Raw genomic sequence first — 14968 nt, 5'->3', positions numbered from 1 at the left:
CGATTCTCCTGTTAACTCAACGACAAATGGCCGCTACTGCGGCCAGGTGCGATTACCATGATTGCGTTTGCTTGAATTTCTCAAGCGCGGCTTTCAGTTGCGCATCGATGTCGTCGTTATAGTTGCCAGTCTTATCAATCTCAGCCATTAGCTCGGCGTATTCGCTCGCCATGAAAGATTGCAGTGATTCTTCAAAATCCATGATTTTGTCGATTTCTACGTCTTTCAAGAAGCCTTTTTCAACGGCATAAATTGATACAGCCATTTGAGCCACGCTCATAGGCTTGTACTGTTTCTGTTTCATCAGTTCAGTAACACGCTGACCGTGCTCTAACTGTGAACGAGTCGATTCATCAAGGTCAGATGCGAACTGAGCGAACGCCGCCAATTCACGGTACTGAGCCAGGGCAAGACGAATACCGCCACCCAGCTTCTTGATGATTTTCGTTTGTGCTGAACCACCAACACGTGAAACCGAGACACCCGCGTTAACCGCAGGACGAATACCTGAGTTAAATAAGTCAGTTTCAAGGAAGATCTGACCATCGGTGATAGAGATAACGTTAGTCGGTACGAATGCCGATACGTCACCTGCCTGAGTTTCAATGATAGGTAAGGCTGTTAATGAGCCGGTCTGGCCTTTCACTTTACCGTCAGTGAATTTTTCTACGTAGTCAGCGTTAACACGCGCAGCACGCTCAAGTAGACGAGAGTGAAGGTAGAAAACGTCACCAGGGAATGCTTCACGACCCGGTGGACGACGCAACAACAGTGAAATTTGACGGTAAGCAACAGCCTGTTTAGACAGGTCATCGTATACAATCAGAGCGTCTTCACCACGGTCACGGAAGTACTCACCCATGGTACAACCAGAGTAAGCTGCCAGATATTGCAGGGCTGCTGATTCAGAAGCAGAAGCTGCAACTACAATGGTGTTTTCCATTGCGCCGTGCTCTTCTAACTTACGTACAACCGCTGAAATGGTTGAGTTCTTCTGACCAATAGCTACGTAAACACACTTAATACCAGAATCTTTCTGGTTGATAATAGCGTCTACTGCTAAAGCCGTTTTACCTGTCTGACGGTCACCGATGATAAGCTCACGCTGACCACGACCAACCGGAATCATCGAGTCGATTGATTTGTAACCAGTTTGTACTGGCTGATCAACTGACTGACGTTCGATAACGCCCGGTGCGATTTTCTCGACTGGCTCATAGCCGTCAGCTTCAATTGGACCTTTACCGTCGATAGGCTGGCCCAGTGTGTTAACCACACGACCCAACAGTTTTTCGCCAACTGGAACTTCCAGAATACGACCTGTTGATTTTACTTTGGTGCCTTCCTGCAAGTCTGCATAAGGGCCCATAACAACCGCACCAACAGAATCACGTTCAAGGTTTAGTGCGATAGCGTAACGATTACCAGGTAGCTCAACCATTTCACCTTGCAGACAGTCTGCAAGTCCGTGGATGCGAATGATACCGTCTTGAACAGACATGATGGTACCTTCGTTGCGAGCTTCGCTGGTGACTTCGAACTTCTCAATTCGCTGTTTGATCAGTTCTGCGATTTCATTTGAATTCAATTGCATGCTCAAGTCCCCAATTAGGATTGCAGTGCGTAAGCAAGTCTGTCGAGCTTGCCGCGCAAGGTGCCGTCAATAACGGTATCACCAGCTTCTATAACAAGTCCGCCAATAATGGACTTGTCGACACTGCAGTTCAGCTTAATTTTGCGTTGCAGGCGCTTCTCAAGTGCTTTAATCAAAGCCGTTTGTTGTGCTTTCAGCAGTTTAACTGCCGATTTCACATCTACAGTGACTTCTTTGTCATGTTCAGCACGAAGCGTCTGATAGAGCTCACTAACTGCTGGTAACACTGGCAGACGTTCATTTTCAGCCAGTACTTTAACGAAGTTCTTAGCGTTGTCGTCGAGCTCGTCGCCGCAAACACCCAAGAAAACCTCTGTTGTTTTCCCAACAGTCGAGGAGCTACTCAAAAATGAGGCAATAGTCTCGTCTTGCGCTACCGCAGCAGCGAAGCTAAGCATTTCTGCCCACTTATCGAGCGCTCCCTGTTCTAAAGCAAAATCAAAAGCTGCTTTTGCGTAAGGGCGAGCGACCGTAGTCAGTTCTGACATAAGCTCAAACCCCTTTATTAAAGTTCAGCGACCAGTTTTTCAACAATGTCACTATGAGCGTCTTTATCAATTTCACGCTCAATGATTTTTTGAGCCCCAGACACCGCAAGTACGGCAACTTGCTTACGCAGCTCTTCGCGAACGCGATTGCGTTCAGCAGCTACTTCTTCATGTCCAGCCGCAACGATTTTTTCACGTTCTTCGTGGCCACGTTGAGTTTCTTCCTCAACAATTTTAGCACCACGTTTTTTCGACTGTTCAATGATTTCAGCGGCTTGCTGTTTCGCTTCTTTAAGCTGCTCGGCAATTTCTTGCTGGGCTTTCTCTAAATCTTTTTGAGCACGTTCACCGGCATTAAGGCCGTCAGCAATTTTCTTCTGACGTTCCTCAATAGCGTTGATGATCGGTGGCCATACAAATTTCATGCAGAACCACACGAACACGATAAACGCGATCGTTTGTCCAATTAGAGTAGCGTTGATATTCACAACGGACCTCCTTCAGTTGGTGACCGTCGAATAACGATTAGCCTGCTACCTGGGTTAAGAATGGGTTCGCAAACGTGAACAGCAATGCAACAGCAACACCGATCATCGCGATAGCATCGATAAGACCTGCAACGATGAACATTTTAACTTGCAGCTGTGGTGCCAGTTCTGGTTGACGAGCAGCAGCTTCCAGGAATTTACCACCCAGAATACCAAAGCCCAGGGCAGTACCCAGTGCAGCCAGACCGATCATGATTGATACAGCGATAGCAGTAAAAGCAACTACAGTTTCCATTGATTTCTCCAGTTTTTCAGTAGATTAAAGTTAAAAGTAAAGCTAAAAACTTTTGTTTCGAACACTAGTGTTCAGATGACGCCATGCTTAAGTAAACAATGGTCAGCATCATGAAAATAAACGCTTGCAATGTAATAACCAGAATATGGAACACTGCCCACGCAAAGTGCGCCGGTAGCTGCCAGAATCCAATCATTGCAATAAGAATAAATATCAATTCACCTGCATACAGGTTACCGAACAAACGCAGTGCCAGTGACGCTGGTTTTGCTAATAACGTGATACTTTCCAGTACAAAGTTCACTGGTATTAAAGCCCAGTGATTAAACGGAGTGAAAGTCATTTCTTTAGCGAAACCTTTCACGCCTTTGTATTTGATTGAGTAGATAATAATTAGCGCAAATACGCTTAAACTCAATGCAAAGGTTGTATTCAGGTCTGTTGTTGGTACCACTTTCATGTACACATCATGCGGGTCGTCAACAAAGCCTAACCAATAACCACCATACATAGCAGCTGTTGGTAACCAGTCAACCGGAATTAAGTCCATCAGGTTCATCAGGAATATCCAGACAAAGATGGTTAATGCCAGAGGTGCTATCAGTTTATCTTTACCGTGAAAGGATTCTTTGACGCTGTTGTCGACAAACTCGACAATCATTTCGACAAAGCATTGCCATTTACCAGGTACCCCAGCAGAGGATTTTTTAGCTACTCTGCGGAAACTCCACAGAAACAGCACACCCAGTAACACGGACCAGAAGATAGTATCGACGTTCACCGCCCAGAACCCTTCACCAACCGTCCAATTTTGGAGGTGATGCTGGATATACTGAGTCGGAGTTTGTTCTCCACTTATCATGTTGTTTCCCAGTTAGGTTGATTTTAAAAATAAAACCGGTGCTATCCACTGCATGGTGACGGCGATGACAAAACCGACCAATAACCACACAGGATATAAATTTGTTACCAGCAATGCGATTGTTAACAACACTGCTGTAAGCAGTAGCTTAACGCCTTCGCCTAAAAAGAAACTTTGTACAACTTTCTGATTAGCGCGCGCTCCTGCGTGTCTAAAAGCGATAAGTGCAAATAGAGCGCTTGGTATTACGACGGTTAATCCGCCACACAGAATACCCAAAGCCGACTGTGTATTTGAAACTGCTATCGTGACAAGTGCGGCTATCAAAACCACTATAAATTGTGTACCTACAACTTTTCCTGCCAGCTTTTTACCTACCGCATTAAGTGCCTGTGTCACGACTAAAACCTTTTAACTGGCGGCTATTTTTTTGAGGCTTTCAACCAGCCACAACGAAACTCGCGCTAGTATAAAGATCTGCCATGTAATTGCAAACAAATTTGCCTGTAGGCGACGGTTTCTATGCCATTTAACAAAAGTTCTACAACAATCAATGCATTGGAAATTATTATTTGATGTGAGTCAGAATTCCATCCAGTTCGTCCAGGTTGGTGTAACTGATAACCAGTTTACCTTTTCCTTTACGACCATGATTAATGGAAACTTTGGCTCCCAGGGTCTCAGACAACTTGGTTTCTAAATGCTCAATATTGGCGTCTGGCTCTGGTTTTTCGGTTTCTTTGGGAGGGTCAATTGTACGTCTGACGAGTTTTTCTGCGTCACGTACGGTCATATCTTTTGCGACAATCTGTTGTGCTACGTCGGCTTGTTGTTCGCCTTCCAGCGCCAATAACAACTTGGCGTGGCCAAGTTCAATATCACCACGCTCCAGTAACACTTTAACGCCGTCCTGCAAGTTATTCAGGCGCAATAAGTTGGTCACCGTAGTCCGCGATTTACCCACCGCCTGCGCAACGTCCTGGTGAGTCATCTGAAACTCGACCAACAAACGTTGTAATGCGGTTGCTTCTTCCATCGCGTTTAAATCTTCACGCTGAATGTTCTCAATTAACGCAATAGCTACTGCGGCTTCGTCGGGGACGTCTTTGATTAAACAAGGAACCAGTTCAAGTTTCGCCAGCTGCGCCGCACGCCAGCGACGTTCACCCGCAATAATCTCATATTCGTCGTTGCCAACAGGGCGTACAACAATGGGCTGTATTATCCCCTGGGCTTTTACCGAAGCGGCTAAGTCTTCTAAGGCTTCGGGTGACATGTCTTTACGAGGTTGGTAACGGCCGGGCTTTAAAAACTCAACCGGCAGCTTCTGTAACTCACCTTTAACTTCTTCCGTCACTTGCTCTGATTGACGGTCAGAGTTTTGCTGATTACTGGTCAGTAAGGCATCCAGACCGCGACCTAAACCTCGTTTTTTTGCCGACATGATTCGCTTTATTCCCTTGTTATGATTCTTTTGCTACTTCTTTACGATTTTCAGAACGTCGGATAAGTTCACCCGCTAAGGCTAAATAGGCTTTTGACCCGGTAGATGACTTGTCGTAGTACATAGCCGGCGCACCAAATGAAGGCGCTTCGGCTAAACGGACGTTGCGTGGAATAACGGTCCGGTAAACTTTCTCACCAAAGTGGTTTTTAAGCTGTTCTGAAACATCGTTAGCCAGACGATTACGCGGATCGTACATAGTCCGCAAAATACCTTCAATTTCCAACCCGGGGTTAACCACATCGGCCAGCTGGCGAATGGTTTCCATTAATGCGGTAAGACCTTCCAGCGCATAATACTCGCACTGCATGGGCACCAGAATTGAGTCAGCGGCAGCCATGCCATTAACGGTCAGCATATTCAGCGATGGCGGACAATCGATAAAAATATAATCGTAGCTGTCCTGAACGGCTTTAAGCGCATTACGCAAACGCAGCTCGCGCGCAAAGACTTCCATTAACTTAATTTCTGCGGCGGTAGCATCGGCATTAGCCGCAATTAAATGGTATTTACCGTTGGTGTCTTTTACTGCAACGTCGCTGACTGGCTTTTCTTCAATCAGCAATTCGTAAATGGTATTTTCAACATCGTACTTATCAACGCCACTACCCATAGTCGCGTTACCCTGAGGGTCCAAGTCAATCAACAACACTTTGCGACGGGTAGCAGCCATGGACGCAGCTAAGTTAACTGCTGTCGTTGTTTTTCCTACTCCGCCTTTTTGATTCGCAATAGCAATGGTTCTAGCCACGGGTTTTATAACCTCTTGTTGTTGTCGGATAGTCGACTGTCGGTTGTTTTATGACCGTTTGCTTATAATGACGATATGCCGGCTCGCGTCAATGCCGGGAACGTTAATTTGCTCAATACTTTCAATTTTATAGTGCCCGGGCAGCTGTTCCAGTTCGTCTTGCGGATACAGCCCTTTCAACGCATAAAACCGACCGTTTTCAGCCGGTAAATGTTTACACCAGGAAAGCATATCATTAAGCGAGGCAAAGGCTCTACTGATTACACCATCAAACTGCTTTTCATCCTGATAGTCTTCCACCCGCGCCTGCACAGCCGTGACATTGCTTAGTTTTAGCTCATGACAAACCTGACGAATAAAACGGATGCGCTTGCCTAAGCTATCCAACAAAACAAATTCTTTATCCGGTTCGGCTATGGCTAAGGGTAAACCCGGTAGCCCTGGTCCTGTACCGACATCGATGAAGCGCTGCCCGTCTAAATACTTACGAACAGCCAGGCTATCCATAACATGTCGGGTCAGCATATCCTTCGGGTTTCTCACGCTGGTCAGGTTATAGGCTTTATTCCACTTATCCAGTAAGCCTACTAACGCCAGTTGTTGATCAATTTGTGCTTCTGACAGGTTTATTTGTGCCTGATCTAATAATCCCTTTAACTGCTCTTTCACATTTCTTCCTTAAGCACTTTTACGCAATAAACCCTGTTTTTTCAGGTGAACCAATAACATTGAAACAGCCGCCGGAGTAATTCCGGAAATACGCGCTGCTTTACCAACGGTCTCAGGCTGATGATCATTTAATTTTGCAACCACTTCGTTCGATAAGCCTTTAATTTTAGCGTAATCGAAAGGCGAGGGCAGCAAGGTATTTTCATGACGCTGTTGTTTTGCGATTTCTTCCTGCTGACGCGTTATATAGCCCGCGTATTTAATTTGGATCTCAACCTGTTCTGCCGCTAAAGGATCGTCTAACCCCGGCGCAAAAAAGTCGGTTAAGGCTAAATCTTTATAATGAATTTCTGGCCGGCGTAACAGTTCTTCTCCACTGACTTCTTTGGTGACAGGGCTTTTTACCAGCGCGTTAATTTGCTTTACAGACGCATGATCTTTATGCACCCAGGTGGTTTTTAAGCGTTGTTTTTCCTGCTCGACTGATTCCATTTTCTTATTAAATGCAGCCCAGCGTTCGTCATCCACTAACCCCAAATTACGGCCAATTTCAGTTAATCGCATATCGGCGTTATCTTCACGCAGCAACAGACGATATTCGGCACGCGAAGTGAACATACGGTAGGGTTCCTGAGTGCCCAGAGTCGATAAGTCATCGATCAACACGCCCATGTAGGCCTGGTCGCGTCGTGGTGCCCAGGATTCTTTGTCCTGCGCCTGCAATGCTGCATTCAAACCAGCAATAAGCCCTTGTGCACCGGCTTCTTCATAGCCTGTCGTGCCGTTAATCTGGCCGGCGAAGAACAAACCGTTAATGACTTTGGTTTCCAGAGACTGTTTAAGATCTCGTGGATCAAAATAATCGTATTCGATCGCATAGCCAGGACGTGTGATATGCGCGTTTTCAAACCCTTTAATTGACTGAACCAGACGCTGCTGAACATCAAACGGCAAACTGGTTGAAATGCCGTTAGGGTAAATTTCGAAGGTATCTAAGCCTTCTGGTTCAACAAAAATTTGATGCGAGCCTTTGTCAGCAAAACGGACAATTTTGTCTTCAATTGACGGACAATAACGTGGTCCAACGCCTTCAATCACACCAGAATACATGGGTGAACGATCAAGCCCTGAACGAATAATTTCGTGGGTATTTTCGTTGGTATGCGTGATGTAACACGGAATTTGCTGTGGGTGATCAGAACGAGAACCCATGTAAGAAAATACCGGAGTCGGATTATCGCCCGGTTGTTCCTGCATAACGGAAAAATCGACACTGTGACTAGCTATACGCGGAGGTGTGCCGGTTTTTAAGCGTTCAACTCGTAATGGCAATGCACGTAAGCGTTTAGCTAATGCGTTTGATGGAGGATCGCCTGCGCGTCCGCCCTGGTAGTTATCCAGACCAATATGAATTTGTCCGCCGAGGAATGTTCCTACGGTTAGCACCACGGTTTTTGCCGTGAATTTAAGACCCATTTGGGTAACAACGCCGGTAACGCGATCGTTCTCGACGATCAGATCGTCACAACCTTGTTGAAATATTGACAGATTCGGCTGGGTTTCCAGTGCGTAGCGGATCGCTTGTTTGTAAAGCTGTCGGTCAGCCTGAGCTCTGGTTGCACGCACTGCCGGGCCTTTGGATGAATTCAGTGTTCTGAATTGAATTCCGGCTTTGTCAGCTGCTTTGGCCATAACGCCGCCAAGTGCATCGATCTCTTTTACTAAATGACCTTTTCCTATTCCCCCAATGGCTGGGTTACAGGACATTTGCCCTAAAGTATCAATATTATGCGTAAGCAATAGGGTTTTAACACCTAAACGAGCGGCGGCTAACGCAGCTTCTGTTCCGGCGTGTCCTCCACCGACAACAATAACGTCAAAGTGTTGTTGGCTCTGTTGTGACATGCAAAGTGACCTTTGTTTGAAGAATAGGAAGTTAGCCGATTATTTTAACGCGATTTCACTTAAATCTAAATGGTTAAATTTCGTTCAGTGCTGTTAAAGATCTTAAAGAAGATCAGTAAAGGATCTTATTTAGATCTTTTATTACTATTACTACTAGTCAGCGGTTTTCTGTGAATAGATCGCTGAAGCCCTTTTTTTATGTATTCTAGAGCAAGATCACTCTTTGTAGATAAGTGGCCTTGAACTGGGATCATAGATCGTGGATAAGTAGGGTAGTTATACACAGATCAGTTTATCCCCAGTGTTATACCCACTTCACTGACAGTGCTTAAGTGATCTTATTCCAACCTTAATCACAAGCTGAAATCCTTGTGCACAAGCCTGTGGGTATGATCACAGAGCCTTTACAGCGTCAGCGATCGCGGGCAACCAATTTAATGCCTTCTCTTCTGGATCGTCTTCCAGCATGTCTATTTCTAAACGATCGGTCATTTGTGTCCCGCCTAATTCCTGTAAGCGTTTATCGCAATGTCGACCGGCTTCGCAGAAGGTGTCATAACAGGATTCACCAACAGCCACTACGGCATAGTTCAGTCCGGCTAAATCTGGGCTTTGGGGATCGTTTATTTCGTCGTAGAAATCGAGCATGGAGTCGGCATAATCGCCCGCACCATGGCTGGCAAGAAAAATTAACCAGGGTTGATCGCTGGGTAACTTCTCAAACTCCGGTTCGTAATGCAGCTCGGTTTCAATGCCCTGCTGATTTAACTTTTCGCTGACGGTATCGGCTAAAAACTCGGTATTTCCGGAAGTTGTACCCACTAAAAGATGTAAGACAGTCATAAAATTTCTAACTCATTTGCTACTATTAAAAACACAAGAATCATACAGGAGAACCCAAATGGTAAAAGCTCTGGTTAATGTATTAGTCGCTTTTAGTGTAGCAATAGTTTCAACGAATGTTTTTGCTGGTATTGAGTCACCTAAGCTAGTGTCGGATAAGTTATGGGTGATGGGCACACCATCAAACGAGCAATTGGCTGACTTTGCTGATGAAGGTGGTGATGTGGTGATTAATTTGTTGTCGCAGAAAGAAATGACCGACAGTGAGGAAGCGGCGGTGGTTACCCGTAATGGTATGGCGTATTACCATGTTCCGGTCAATGGAGCCGATGGAGTAACGCTTGCTAATGCACGCCTGGTTGACCGTATTTTATTAAAGAACAGCGATAAAACCGTGCTGGTTCATTGTGCTTCCAGCAACCGTGTTGGTGCGTTAATGGCATTGCGCGCTGGCTGGTTAGATGGCATGTCGGTAGAAAACGCGTTAGAAGTCGGGCGGGAGCATGGAATGACGTCTCTGGAAGGTAAAGTGAAGTCGATGCTTTCAGAGTAGTAAAAAGTAAGGCCAGCTCATGCGGTGAACTGGCCTTTTGTCGTCGTTATTTTAAATGCTCTTTCAGCAATTCCGGTTGACGTTCTGGCGTGAATATTTCAATCCAGTAGCCATCCGGGTCTTTGATAAAGGCAATCCCCTTCATTTTCCCGTCGTTCGGACGTTTTTGAAACTCTACGCCCATTTTCTCGAAACGCTCACAGGCCGCATCTATATCCGGAACGGCGAAGCCAATGTGACCAAAGCCTTTGGGCTCTTCATTGCCACTGTGGTATGACACGGAGTCGTCGTTCTCGTCGCCCCAGTTGTGAGTTAGTTCCAGCATGGCCGGCCGACCAAAGGTTTGTTCAATGCGTTTGTCGTTATCGGTTGACCAGTCTTTACGTTGTTCCGGCGACATGGCAGCCATGAAATACAGCGTGAACTCCATTTCCGGAAAGTCGAAACGCTTAACCAGAGTCATACCCAAAACCTCACTGTAAAACTTTAAGGTGCGTTCCGGGTCTTTAATGCGAAACATGGTCTGGTTAAACACAAAGTCGTGTGTTGCCGGGTCGTGTTGTTCAGACAAACCCTTGGCTTCATCAAAATGTCTGCTCATAATGTCATCCTTAGTCGGTTCATTGAGTAACTGTTGTTACACTATGTATTGGGTTTAGCAGGAGAGAGTTCAAGCCGTGAGCTGGTCGGTTTATCTAATTAAATGTGCAGACAATACGTTTTATACCGGTGTCACAACGGACATTGAACGGCGTGTGACTGAGCATAATACGAACGATAAAAAAGGCGCTAAGTACACGCGAGCCCGTCGTCCTGTGGTGCTTGTCTGGAGTGAGAAACATCCGAACAGAGCGAAAGCATGCAAACGGGAATATGAAATAAAGCGTTGGCCGCGCGCTAAAAAGGTTGAGTTAGCCGGTTGAATTTAATCGTTTCTGACCGGTTAAAAGGTGCCCGAGAATAGCGTCTTTGTCTTTAATTCCCAGTTTGTCGCTAATTTGCGTGAGCTTTATAACGCGATGGTAGAAACGTGCTTTACGTCGTTTGTACTGGCTTTCGGTGAGTTTTGTTTTGTTCAGCTGGTCAATTTCTTCAGTTAGAGTTTGCAGTAAGCTTTGATAACGCGCTTTTAAATTGGTTGGATAAATAAGGCGATAAGCAATTAACGAAAGCAGGGGAGCAGCAATCACGGCCAGAGCAATACTCGCTGAATGACCAAGGTGGAACGAATAACCGATAGAGGGCTGCATTAACAGTAAAAAGACCAGGTTGAAGTCCATACTGCCGTTCGCCGTTTTTTGATGAGCCATAGGAAAACCCGCCAGCAAAATAACCGGCATTAAAGCAACCAGCATCCATAAAATGGAGTCCTGGTACTGCCAGACTGTTGCCTGTATAAGCACCGCTGTCAGCGCGCCGGCGCACTGCCCGAAAAACACATATCTCATGGTTAATGCCGGGTTGTCTGCGGTGGAAAACAGCGTCAACATAACCGATGCGCCCAGCATTAAATAAGCGAACTGAAATAATCCGGTATACCACCAGCTTGCGCCAATGAGCCCCATAATAACTAAAGTGCGTATGGCCGCCTGGCGTGCACCCAACCAGTCACGATGCAAAATGGTTTTGCTGAGTAAGGTGGAAGTGGCGGTTTTGCCTGAATCACGAAAAGATAACCGGTCATTGGTCGCTTCAACAAATTCATTAAAGCGCTTTTTCAACGCAGCGTTTTTAATGGTTTGTAGCGCATTTCTGAGAGGCTCTACAATTTCAGTTCGTTTAGCGGATGCATTTAATTTATTTGACGCTTCGAGTAAGTAATTGCTTACTTCTTGGCTTTTTTCTGGCTCCTGAATATTCAGTTCGGCCAGAAAACCCAGTTGGCTGTTAATGACCACGCGTAATGTTTTAGCCGATTCGTGAGCACTAACAGAGCCGGTACCGTGATCGAGTAATTTAGATTCCAGTGCTGCCAGTTTTGATAACTTATCGGCAAGGTTTAAATCGTTATTGTCCGGATCGGCGAAGTAGCGGCTAATATCTTGTAAATTAGCCGCGGTTTGTCGGCGAAGTTGGTTAATTAAGCTTTGTTCCGCTCTTTTATAAGTAAAAGCCCAGCCAATAACGAGTGATGTCATAATGCCGACAAAAACCGTGAGTAAACGGTCAATCCCCAGGGGCATGAGTGCGTCTGAGCTTTGTGTTAGCAAAACCACCATGGACGCTGAATATCCGGCAAGTATGGTGCCGTAAGAAATAAGCCCGTGCAGCAAATTACCCGTGTAGACACAAAGCGATACCCACAGAGTTAATCCTGCCACCAGCCAAATGACCTCGCTACCGGCAGAAACCACCAGCACCATTCCGAACATAGTCCCTAAAAGAGTGCCTAACGCCCGGTATGCGGCTTTTTCTATAAGAAGACCACGAGTTGGCTGGGAAACGGCCCAAACCGTCATAGCAGACCATTGAGGATGCTCTAAGCCCATAGCCCAGGCAATGACAAGAGATAAGCAGGCAGCAACGCCGGTTCGAAAGCCAAACCGCAGGCGAACATAGTCAAACCCCCATTGCGCTAACTTGTCTTTCACTGATGTCCCTTACCTTATGGAAACTTGGTTATTTACTATATTGCCGTTGATTATAATGGATCGGATTATGGATGACTTGCCAGTAATATCTCGGAATTTGACGGTTGATGTTATTGCAAAAGTAAGTGAGCGTAAAATTACAATAGTAATGCCGCTAAGCGATTCATTGAAAAGGTGGTATTGAAGCACTGAAATGGTAGGAAACACTAAACATCAGACGTAAAAACTGAAAGTGCAGTGGTGAAATATTTAAGATTTTGTTGAAACGTATTCACCAGAGGGATCGTCCAGATAAGATTGAATATCTCCAGAATGGCTATAACTCAAGCGGGTTTTATCTTTCTTAGTTTCCTCAAGCTCTTCAAGAGAAAGTGGCTGACCTAATTTCCCATCTTCTAATTTTAGACTTTTTCCTAAACTATCCAATTGCTCCCTAGCTTTGGGGAGGTGGTGTTCTTTAATATCCTTAACTGCCTGAGCATATCGTTCTCTCATTTCAGGTGTTTGACCGTTCTGTGCGTAGTCAGCGAATTTCGTTATCGCCTTTTCCAATGACGATACATTACCCACCTCACGATTGTAGGCGAAAAATAAATCCATGGTTGAATGGCTAATGTTCATGTGCTTTGTACCCATAACTTTATCGATTCACATAGACTAAGAGTAATTATAGATATCAAAGTAGCAAGTGTATTTAATGTTAAATGTAAAAAATAATTATACGAACCGCTAATTGAAAGTCAGGATGAGATAAGCTCAGGGTTTCTTATAGTTATGGACTATTTTTTGCGTTACACCAGTTTGGGAACTCGCCTTTAGTTTCAAGTGCGGCAGACAGTACTTCCGGCTCGGTGCAAATGCGGAGAATCAGATGTAGGCAATTGATCTTTTGCGGCGTGCTCGTCGGTATTTTCAGACTCGTATTGAGGTACTGATCTATTTACCAATACAAAACGAACCAAAAATCTGGCCGAGGAGGTCATCAGAAGTGAATTCACCGGTGATTTCATTGAGGTGTTGTTGCGTCAGACGCAGTTCTTCGGCGAGTATTTCGCCGGCCATATTGGCTTCTAACTGTTCCTGACCTTGCAGTAAGTGGAGTTTCGCTTTTGCCAGGGCCTCTAAATGGCGGCGTCTTGCCATGAAACTGCCTTCGGAGGTTGCGCTGTAACCAACACAATGTTTTAGGTGCTCTCTAAGCAATTCAATGCCATGCCCGGTTTTGGCGGAGAGATGAATAACTGGAATGCCGTTATGTTCATCTATACCTGTAGGCTCTTCCGATAAATCGACTTTATTGCGAATAACGGTGTAGGGCATGTCGTCTGGTAACTGAGTGAAAAACTCTGGCCAAATATCGTCGGGATGAATGGCGGAGGTTTCCTGACTATCAACCATAAACAGCACGCGGTCTGCCTGGCGTATTTCATCCCAGGCGCGTTCAATACCTATTTTCTCAACGTGGTCGGGGCTTTCGCGTAAACCAGCGGTATCAATAATATGCAGTGGCATGCCATCTATTTGAATGTGTTCACGCAGAACATCGCGTGTGGTTCCTGCTATTTCCGTCACAATGGCAGACTCACGACCCGCCAGCGCGTTAAGCAAACTGGATTTACCCGCATTGGGGCGTCCGGCAATAACAATGCGCATGCCTTCGCGCATAAGCGTGCCTTGTTTGGCTTCCTGTTCTATGTGGAACAGTTGGTCGATAATTTCAGCTAAGTCGCCAGAGACCTTACCATCGGTAAGAAAATCGATTTCTTCATCAGGGAAGTCGATGGCCGCCTCAACATACATTCTCAGATGAATAACGGCGTCTACCAACTGATCAATTTTGTGAGAGAACTCGCCTTTTAGGCTTTGTAAGGCGGCTTTTGCGGCTTGCTCTGAATTGGTATCAATTAAATCGGCAATAGCTTCCGCCTGGGTGAGATCGAGCTTGTCGTTTAAGAATGCACGTTCGCTAAATTCACCGGGACGAGCAGGGCGAATTCCGGGAATTTCCAGAATCGCCTTAATGATCATATCGATAAGAACTGGCCCGCCGTGGCCTTGCAGCTCCAGGACATCTTCTCCGGTAAAGGAATTCGGACCCGGGAAAAAGAGGGCAATACCTTCGTCCAACAGTTGTTTCTGTAAATCGTAAAACGGCAGGTACTCTGCTTTACGAGGCTTGGGGCAGTGACCTAACAGCTTTTCTGCAACCTCTTTACAGGCTTTTCCGCTCACGCGAACAATACCAACACCACCGCGTCCGGGAGGCGTTGCCTGAGCTACTATGGTGTCGTCAAAATCTGTTTCAGTTTGCATTTTTGCTGCTCCCAAACGGACTAAAGCCCGGCATTAGCCGGGCCTTAATGCT

General features: G+C 45.8%; 17 protein-coding genes. 2 read left to right on the top strand and 15 right to left on the bottom strand.

Annotated features, from left to right (window positions below):
• Positions 1 to 52: 52 nt before the first annotated feature.
• The 11 genes from atpA to NJR55_RS02140 all read right to left on the bottom strand — a co-directional run bounded on the left by atpA (position 53) and on the right by NJR55_RS02140 (position 9459).
• Positions 53 to 1594: a F0F1 ATP synthase subunit alpha gene (gene atpA, locus NJR55_RS02190; RefSeq protein ID WP_011235844.1), complete on the bottom strand. Its 1542-nt coding sequence runs from the start codon at positions 1592 to 1594 to the stop codon at positions 53 to 55.
• 14 nt (positions 1595 to 1608) lie between these two features.
• Positions 1609 to 2142, bottom strand: coding sequence for a F0F1 ATP synthase subunit delta (atpH, locus tag NJR55_RS02185; protein ID WP_011235845.1), 534 nt, complete (start codon positions 2140 to 2142; stop codon positions 1609 to 1611).
• A gap of 17 nt (positions 2143 to 2159) precedes the next feature.
• Positions 2160 to 2630 carry a F0F1 ATP synthase subunit B gene (gene atpF / locus NJR55_RS02180; protein ID WP_253617432.1) on the bottom strand — a complete coding sequence of 157 codons (471 nt, stop codon included), beginning with the start codon at positions 2628 to 2630 and terminating at the stop codon, positions 2160 to 2162.
• 37 nt (positions 2631 to 2667) lie between these two features.
• The gene (atpE, locus tag NJR55_RS02175) at positions 2668 to 2925 is read right to left on the bottom strand and encodes a F0F1 ATP synthase subunit C (protein WP_011235847.1); all 258 of its coding nucleotides are present in this window, start codon (positions 2923 to 2925) and stop codon (positions 2668 to 2670) included.
• Between the two features lie 64 nt (positions 2926 to 2989).
• Positions 2990 to 3787 carry a F0F1 ATP synthase subunit A gene (gene atpB, locus NJR55_RS02170; RefSeq protein ID WP_153849330.1) on the bottom strand — a complete coding sequence of 266 codons (798 nt, stop codon included), beginning with the start codon at positions 3785 to 3787 and terminating at the stop codon, positions 2990 to 2992.
• Positions 3788 to 3799: 12 nt separating this feature from the next.
• Positions 3800 to 4186: an ATP synthase subunit I gene (locus NJR55_RS02165; protein ID WP_253617430.1), complete on the bottom strand. Its 387-nt coding sequence runs from the start codon at positions 4184 to 4186 to the stop codon at positions 3800 to 3802.
• A 169-nt stretch (positions 4187 to 4355) separates the two neighbouring features.
• Positions 4356 to 5231 carry a ParB/RepB/Spo0J family partition protein gene (locus tag NJR55_RS02160; RefSeq protein WP_253617428.1) on the bottom strand — a complete coding sequence of 292 codons (876 nt, stop codon included), beginning with the start codon at positions 5229 to 5231 and terminating at the stop codon, positions 4356 to 4358.
• A gap of 19 nt (positions 5232 to 5250) precedes the next feature.
• Entirely contained in the window at positions 5251 to 6042 is a 792-nt protein-coding gene (locus NJR55_RS02155; protein ID WP_253617427.1) for a ParA family protein, read from the bottom strand.
• Positions 6043 to 6090: 48 nt separating this feature from the next.
• Positions 6091 to 6711 carry a 16S rRNA (guanine(527)-N(7))-methyltransferase RsmG gene (gene rsmG / locus NJR55_RS02150; protein WP_253617425.1) on the bottom strand — a complete coding sequence of 207 codons (621 nt, stop codon included), beginning with the start codon at positions 6709 to 6711 and terminating at the stop codon, positions 6091 to 6093.
• A gap of 9 nt (positions 6712 to 6720) precedes the next feature.
• The gene (mnmG, locus tag NJR55_RS02145) at positions 6721 to 8616 is read right to left on the bottom strand and encodes a tRNA uridine-5-carboxymethylaminomethyl(34) synthesis enzyme MnmG (RefSeq protein WP_253617423.1); all 1896 of its coding nucleotides are present in this window, start codon (positions 8614 to 8616) and stop codon (positions 6721 to 6723) included.
• Positions 8617 to 9009: 393 nt separating this feature from the next.
• Positions 9010 to 9459 (bottom strand): flavodoxin domain-containing protein, encoded by a 450-nt coding sequence (locus tag NJR55_RS02140; protein ID WP_253617421.1) that lies wholly within the window; start codon positions 9457 to 9459, stop codon positions 9010 to 9012.
• A 58-nt stretch (positions 9460 to 9517) separates the two neighbouring features.
• On the opposite strand from NJR55_RS02140, the gene NJR55_RS02135 reads away from it, so the two are divergent.
• Positions 9518 to 10012: a protein tyrosine phosphatase family protein gene (locus NJR55_RS02135; RefSeq protein WP_253617419.1), complete on the top strand. Its 495-nt coding sequence runs from the start codon at positions 9518 to 9520 to the stop codon at positions 10010 to 10012.
• A gap of 46 nt (positions 10013 to 10058) precedes the next feature.
• On the opposite strand, the gene gloA is transcribed toward NJR55_RS02135, so the two are convergent.
• On the bottom strand, positions 10059 to 10613 hold the full coding sequence (gene gloA, locus NJR55_RS02130; protein ID WP_253617417.1) for a lactoylglutathione lyase: 555 nt from the start codon (positions 10611 to 10613) through the stop codon (positions 10059 to 10061).
• A gap of 76 nt (positions 10614 to 10689) precedes the next feature.
• Between gloA and NJR55_RS02125 the strand changes: the two genes are divergently transcribed.
• Positions 10690 to 10935: a GIY-YIG nuclease family protein gene (locus tag NJR55_RS02125; RefSeq protein ID WP_253617415.1), complete on the top strand. Its 246-nt coding sequence runs from the start codon at positions 10690 to 10692 to the stop codon at positions 10933 to 10935.
• Here NJR55_RS02125 and NJR55_RS02120 read toward each other — a convergent pair.
• The 3 genes from NJR55_RS02120 to mnmE all read right to left on the bottom strand — a co-directional run bounded on the left by NJR55_RS02120 (position 10924) and on the right by mnmE (position 14916).
• A complete protein-coding gene (locus NJR55_RS02120) occupies positions 10924 to 12603 on the bottom strand; it encodes an FUSC family protein (RefSeq protein WP_253617413.1) in 1680 nt (559 codons plus the stop codon). The two genes, NJR55_RS02125 and NJR55_RS02120, sit on opposite strands and share 12 nt — an antisense overlap.
• A 249-nt stretch (positions 12604 to 12852) precedes the next feature.
• Complete coding sequence (locus tag NJR55_RS02115) at positions 12853 to 13224, bottom strand: Interleukin family protein (protein ID WP_253617411.1); 372 nt, start codon at positions 13222 to 13224, stop codon at positions 12853 to 12855.
• A gap of 315 nt (positions 13225 to 13539) precedes the next feature.
• Positions 13540 to 14916: a tRNA uridine-5-carboxymethylaminomethyl(34) synthesis GTPase MnmE gene (mnmE, locus tag NJR55_RS02110; protein WP_253617410.1), complete on the bottom strand. Its 1377-nt coding sequence runs from the start codon at positions 14914 to 14916 to the stop codon at positions 13540 to 13542.
• Between the last annotated feature and the right edge of the window lie 52 nt (positions 14917 to 14968).

The organism is Idiomarina rhizosphaerae, from assembly GCF_024159085.1.
In the GTDB taxonomy this organism is placed as follows: domain Bacteria; phylum Pseudomonadota; class Gammaproteobacteria; order Enterobacterales; family Alteromonadaceae; genus Idiomarina; species Idiomarina rhizosphaerae.
This window is presented reverse-complemented; position numbering and strand designations above follow the sequence as displayed.

Coding starts and splice junctions, on each gene's coding strand:
- atpA (WP_011235844.1), bottom strand. CDS start 1,594: ATGCAATTGAATTCAAATGAAATCGCAGAACTGATCAAACAGCGAATT.
- atpH (WP_011235845.1), bottom strand. CDS start 2,142: ATGTCAGAACTGACTACGGTCGCTCGCCCTTACGCAAAAGCAGCTTTT.
- atpE (WP_011235847.1), bottom strand. CDS start 2,925: ATGGAAACTGTAGTTGCTTTTACTGCTATCGCTGTATCAATCATGATC.
- atpB (WP_153849330.1), bottom strand. CDS start 3,787: ATGATAAGTGGAGAACAAACTCCGACTCAGTATATCCAGCATCACCTC.
- NJR55_RS02160 (WP_253617428.1), bottom strand. CDS start 5,231: ATGTCGGCAAAAAAACGAGGTTTAGGTCGCGGTCTGGATGCCTTACTG.
- mnmG (WP_253617423.1), bottom strand. CDS start 8,616: ATGTCACAACAGAGCCAACAACACTTTGACGTTATTGTTGTCGGTGGA.
- NJR55_RS02140 (WP_253617421.1), bottom strand. CDS start 9,459: ATGACTGTCTTACATCTTTTAGTGGGTACAACTTCCGGAAATACCGAG.
- NJR55_RS02135 (WP_253617419.1), top strand. CDS start 9,518: ATGGTAAAAGCTCTGGTTAATGTATTAGTCGCTTTTAGTGTAGCAATA.
- gloA (WP_253617417.1), bottom strand. CDS start 10,613: ATGAGCAGACATTTTGATGAAGCCAAGGGTTTGTCTGAACAACACGAC.
- NJR55_RS02115 (WP_253617411.1), bottom strand. CDS start 13,224: ATGAACATTAGCCATTCAACCATGGATTTATTTTTCGCCTACAATCGT.
- mnmE (WP_253617410.1), bottom strand. CDS start 14,916: ATGCAAACTGAAACAGATTTTGACGACACCATAGTAGCTCAGGCAACG.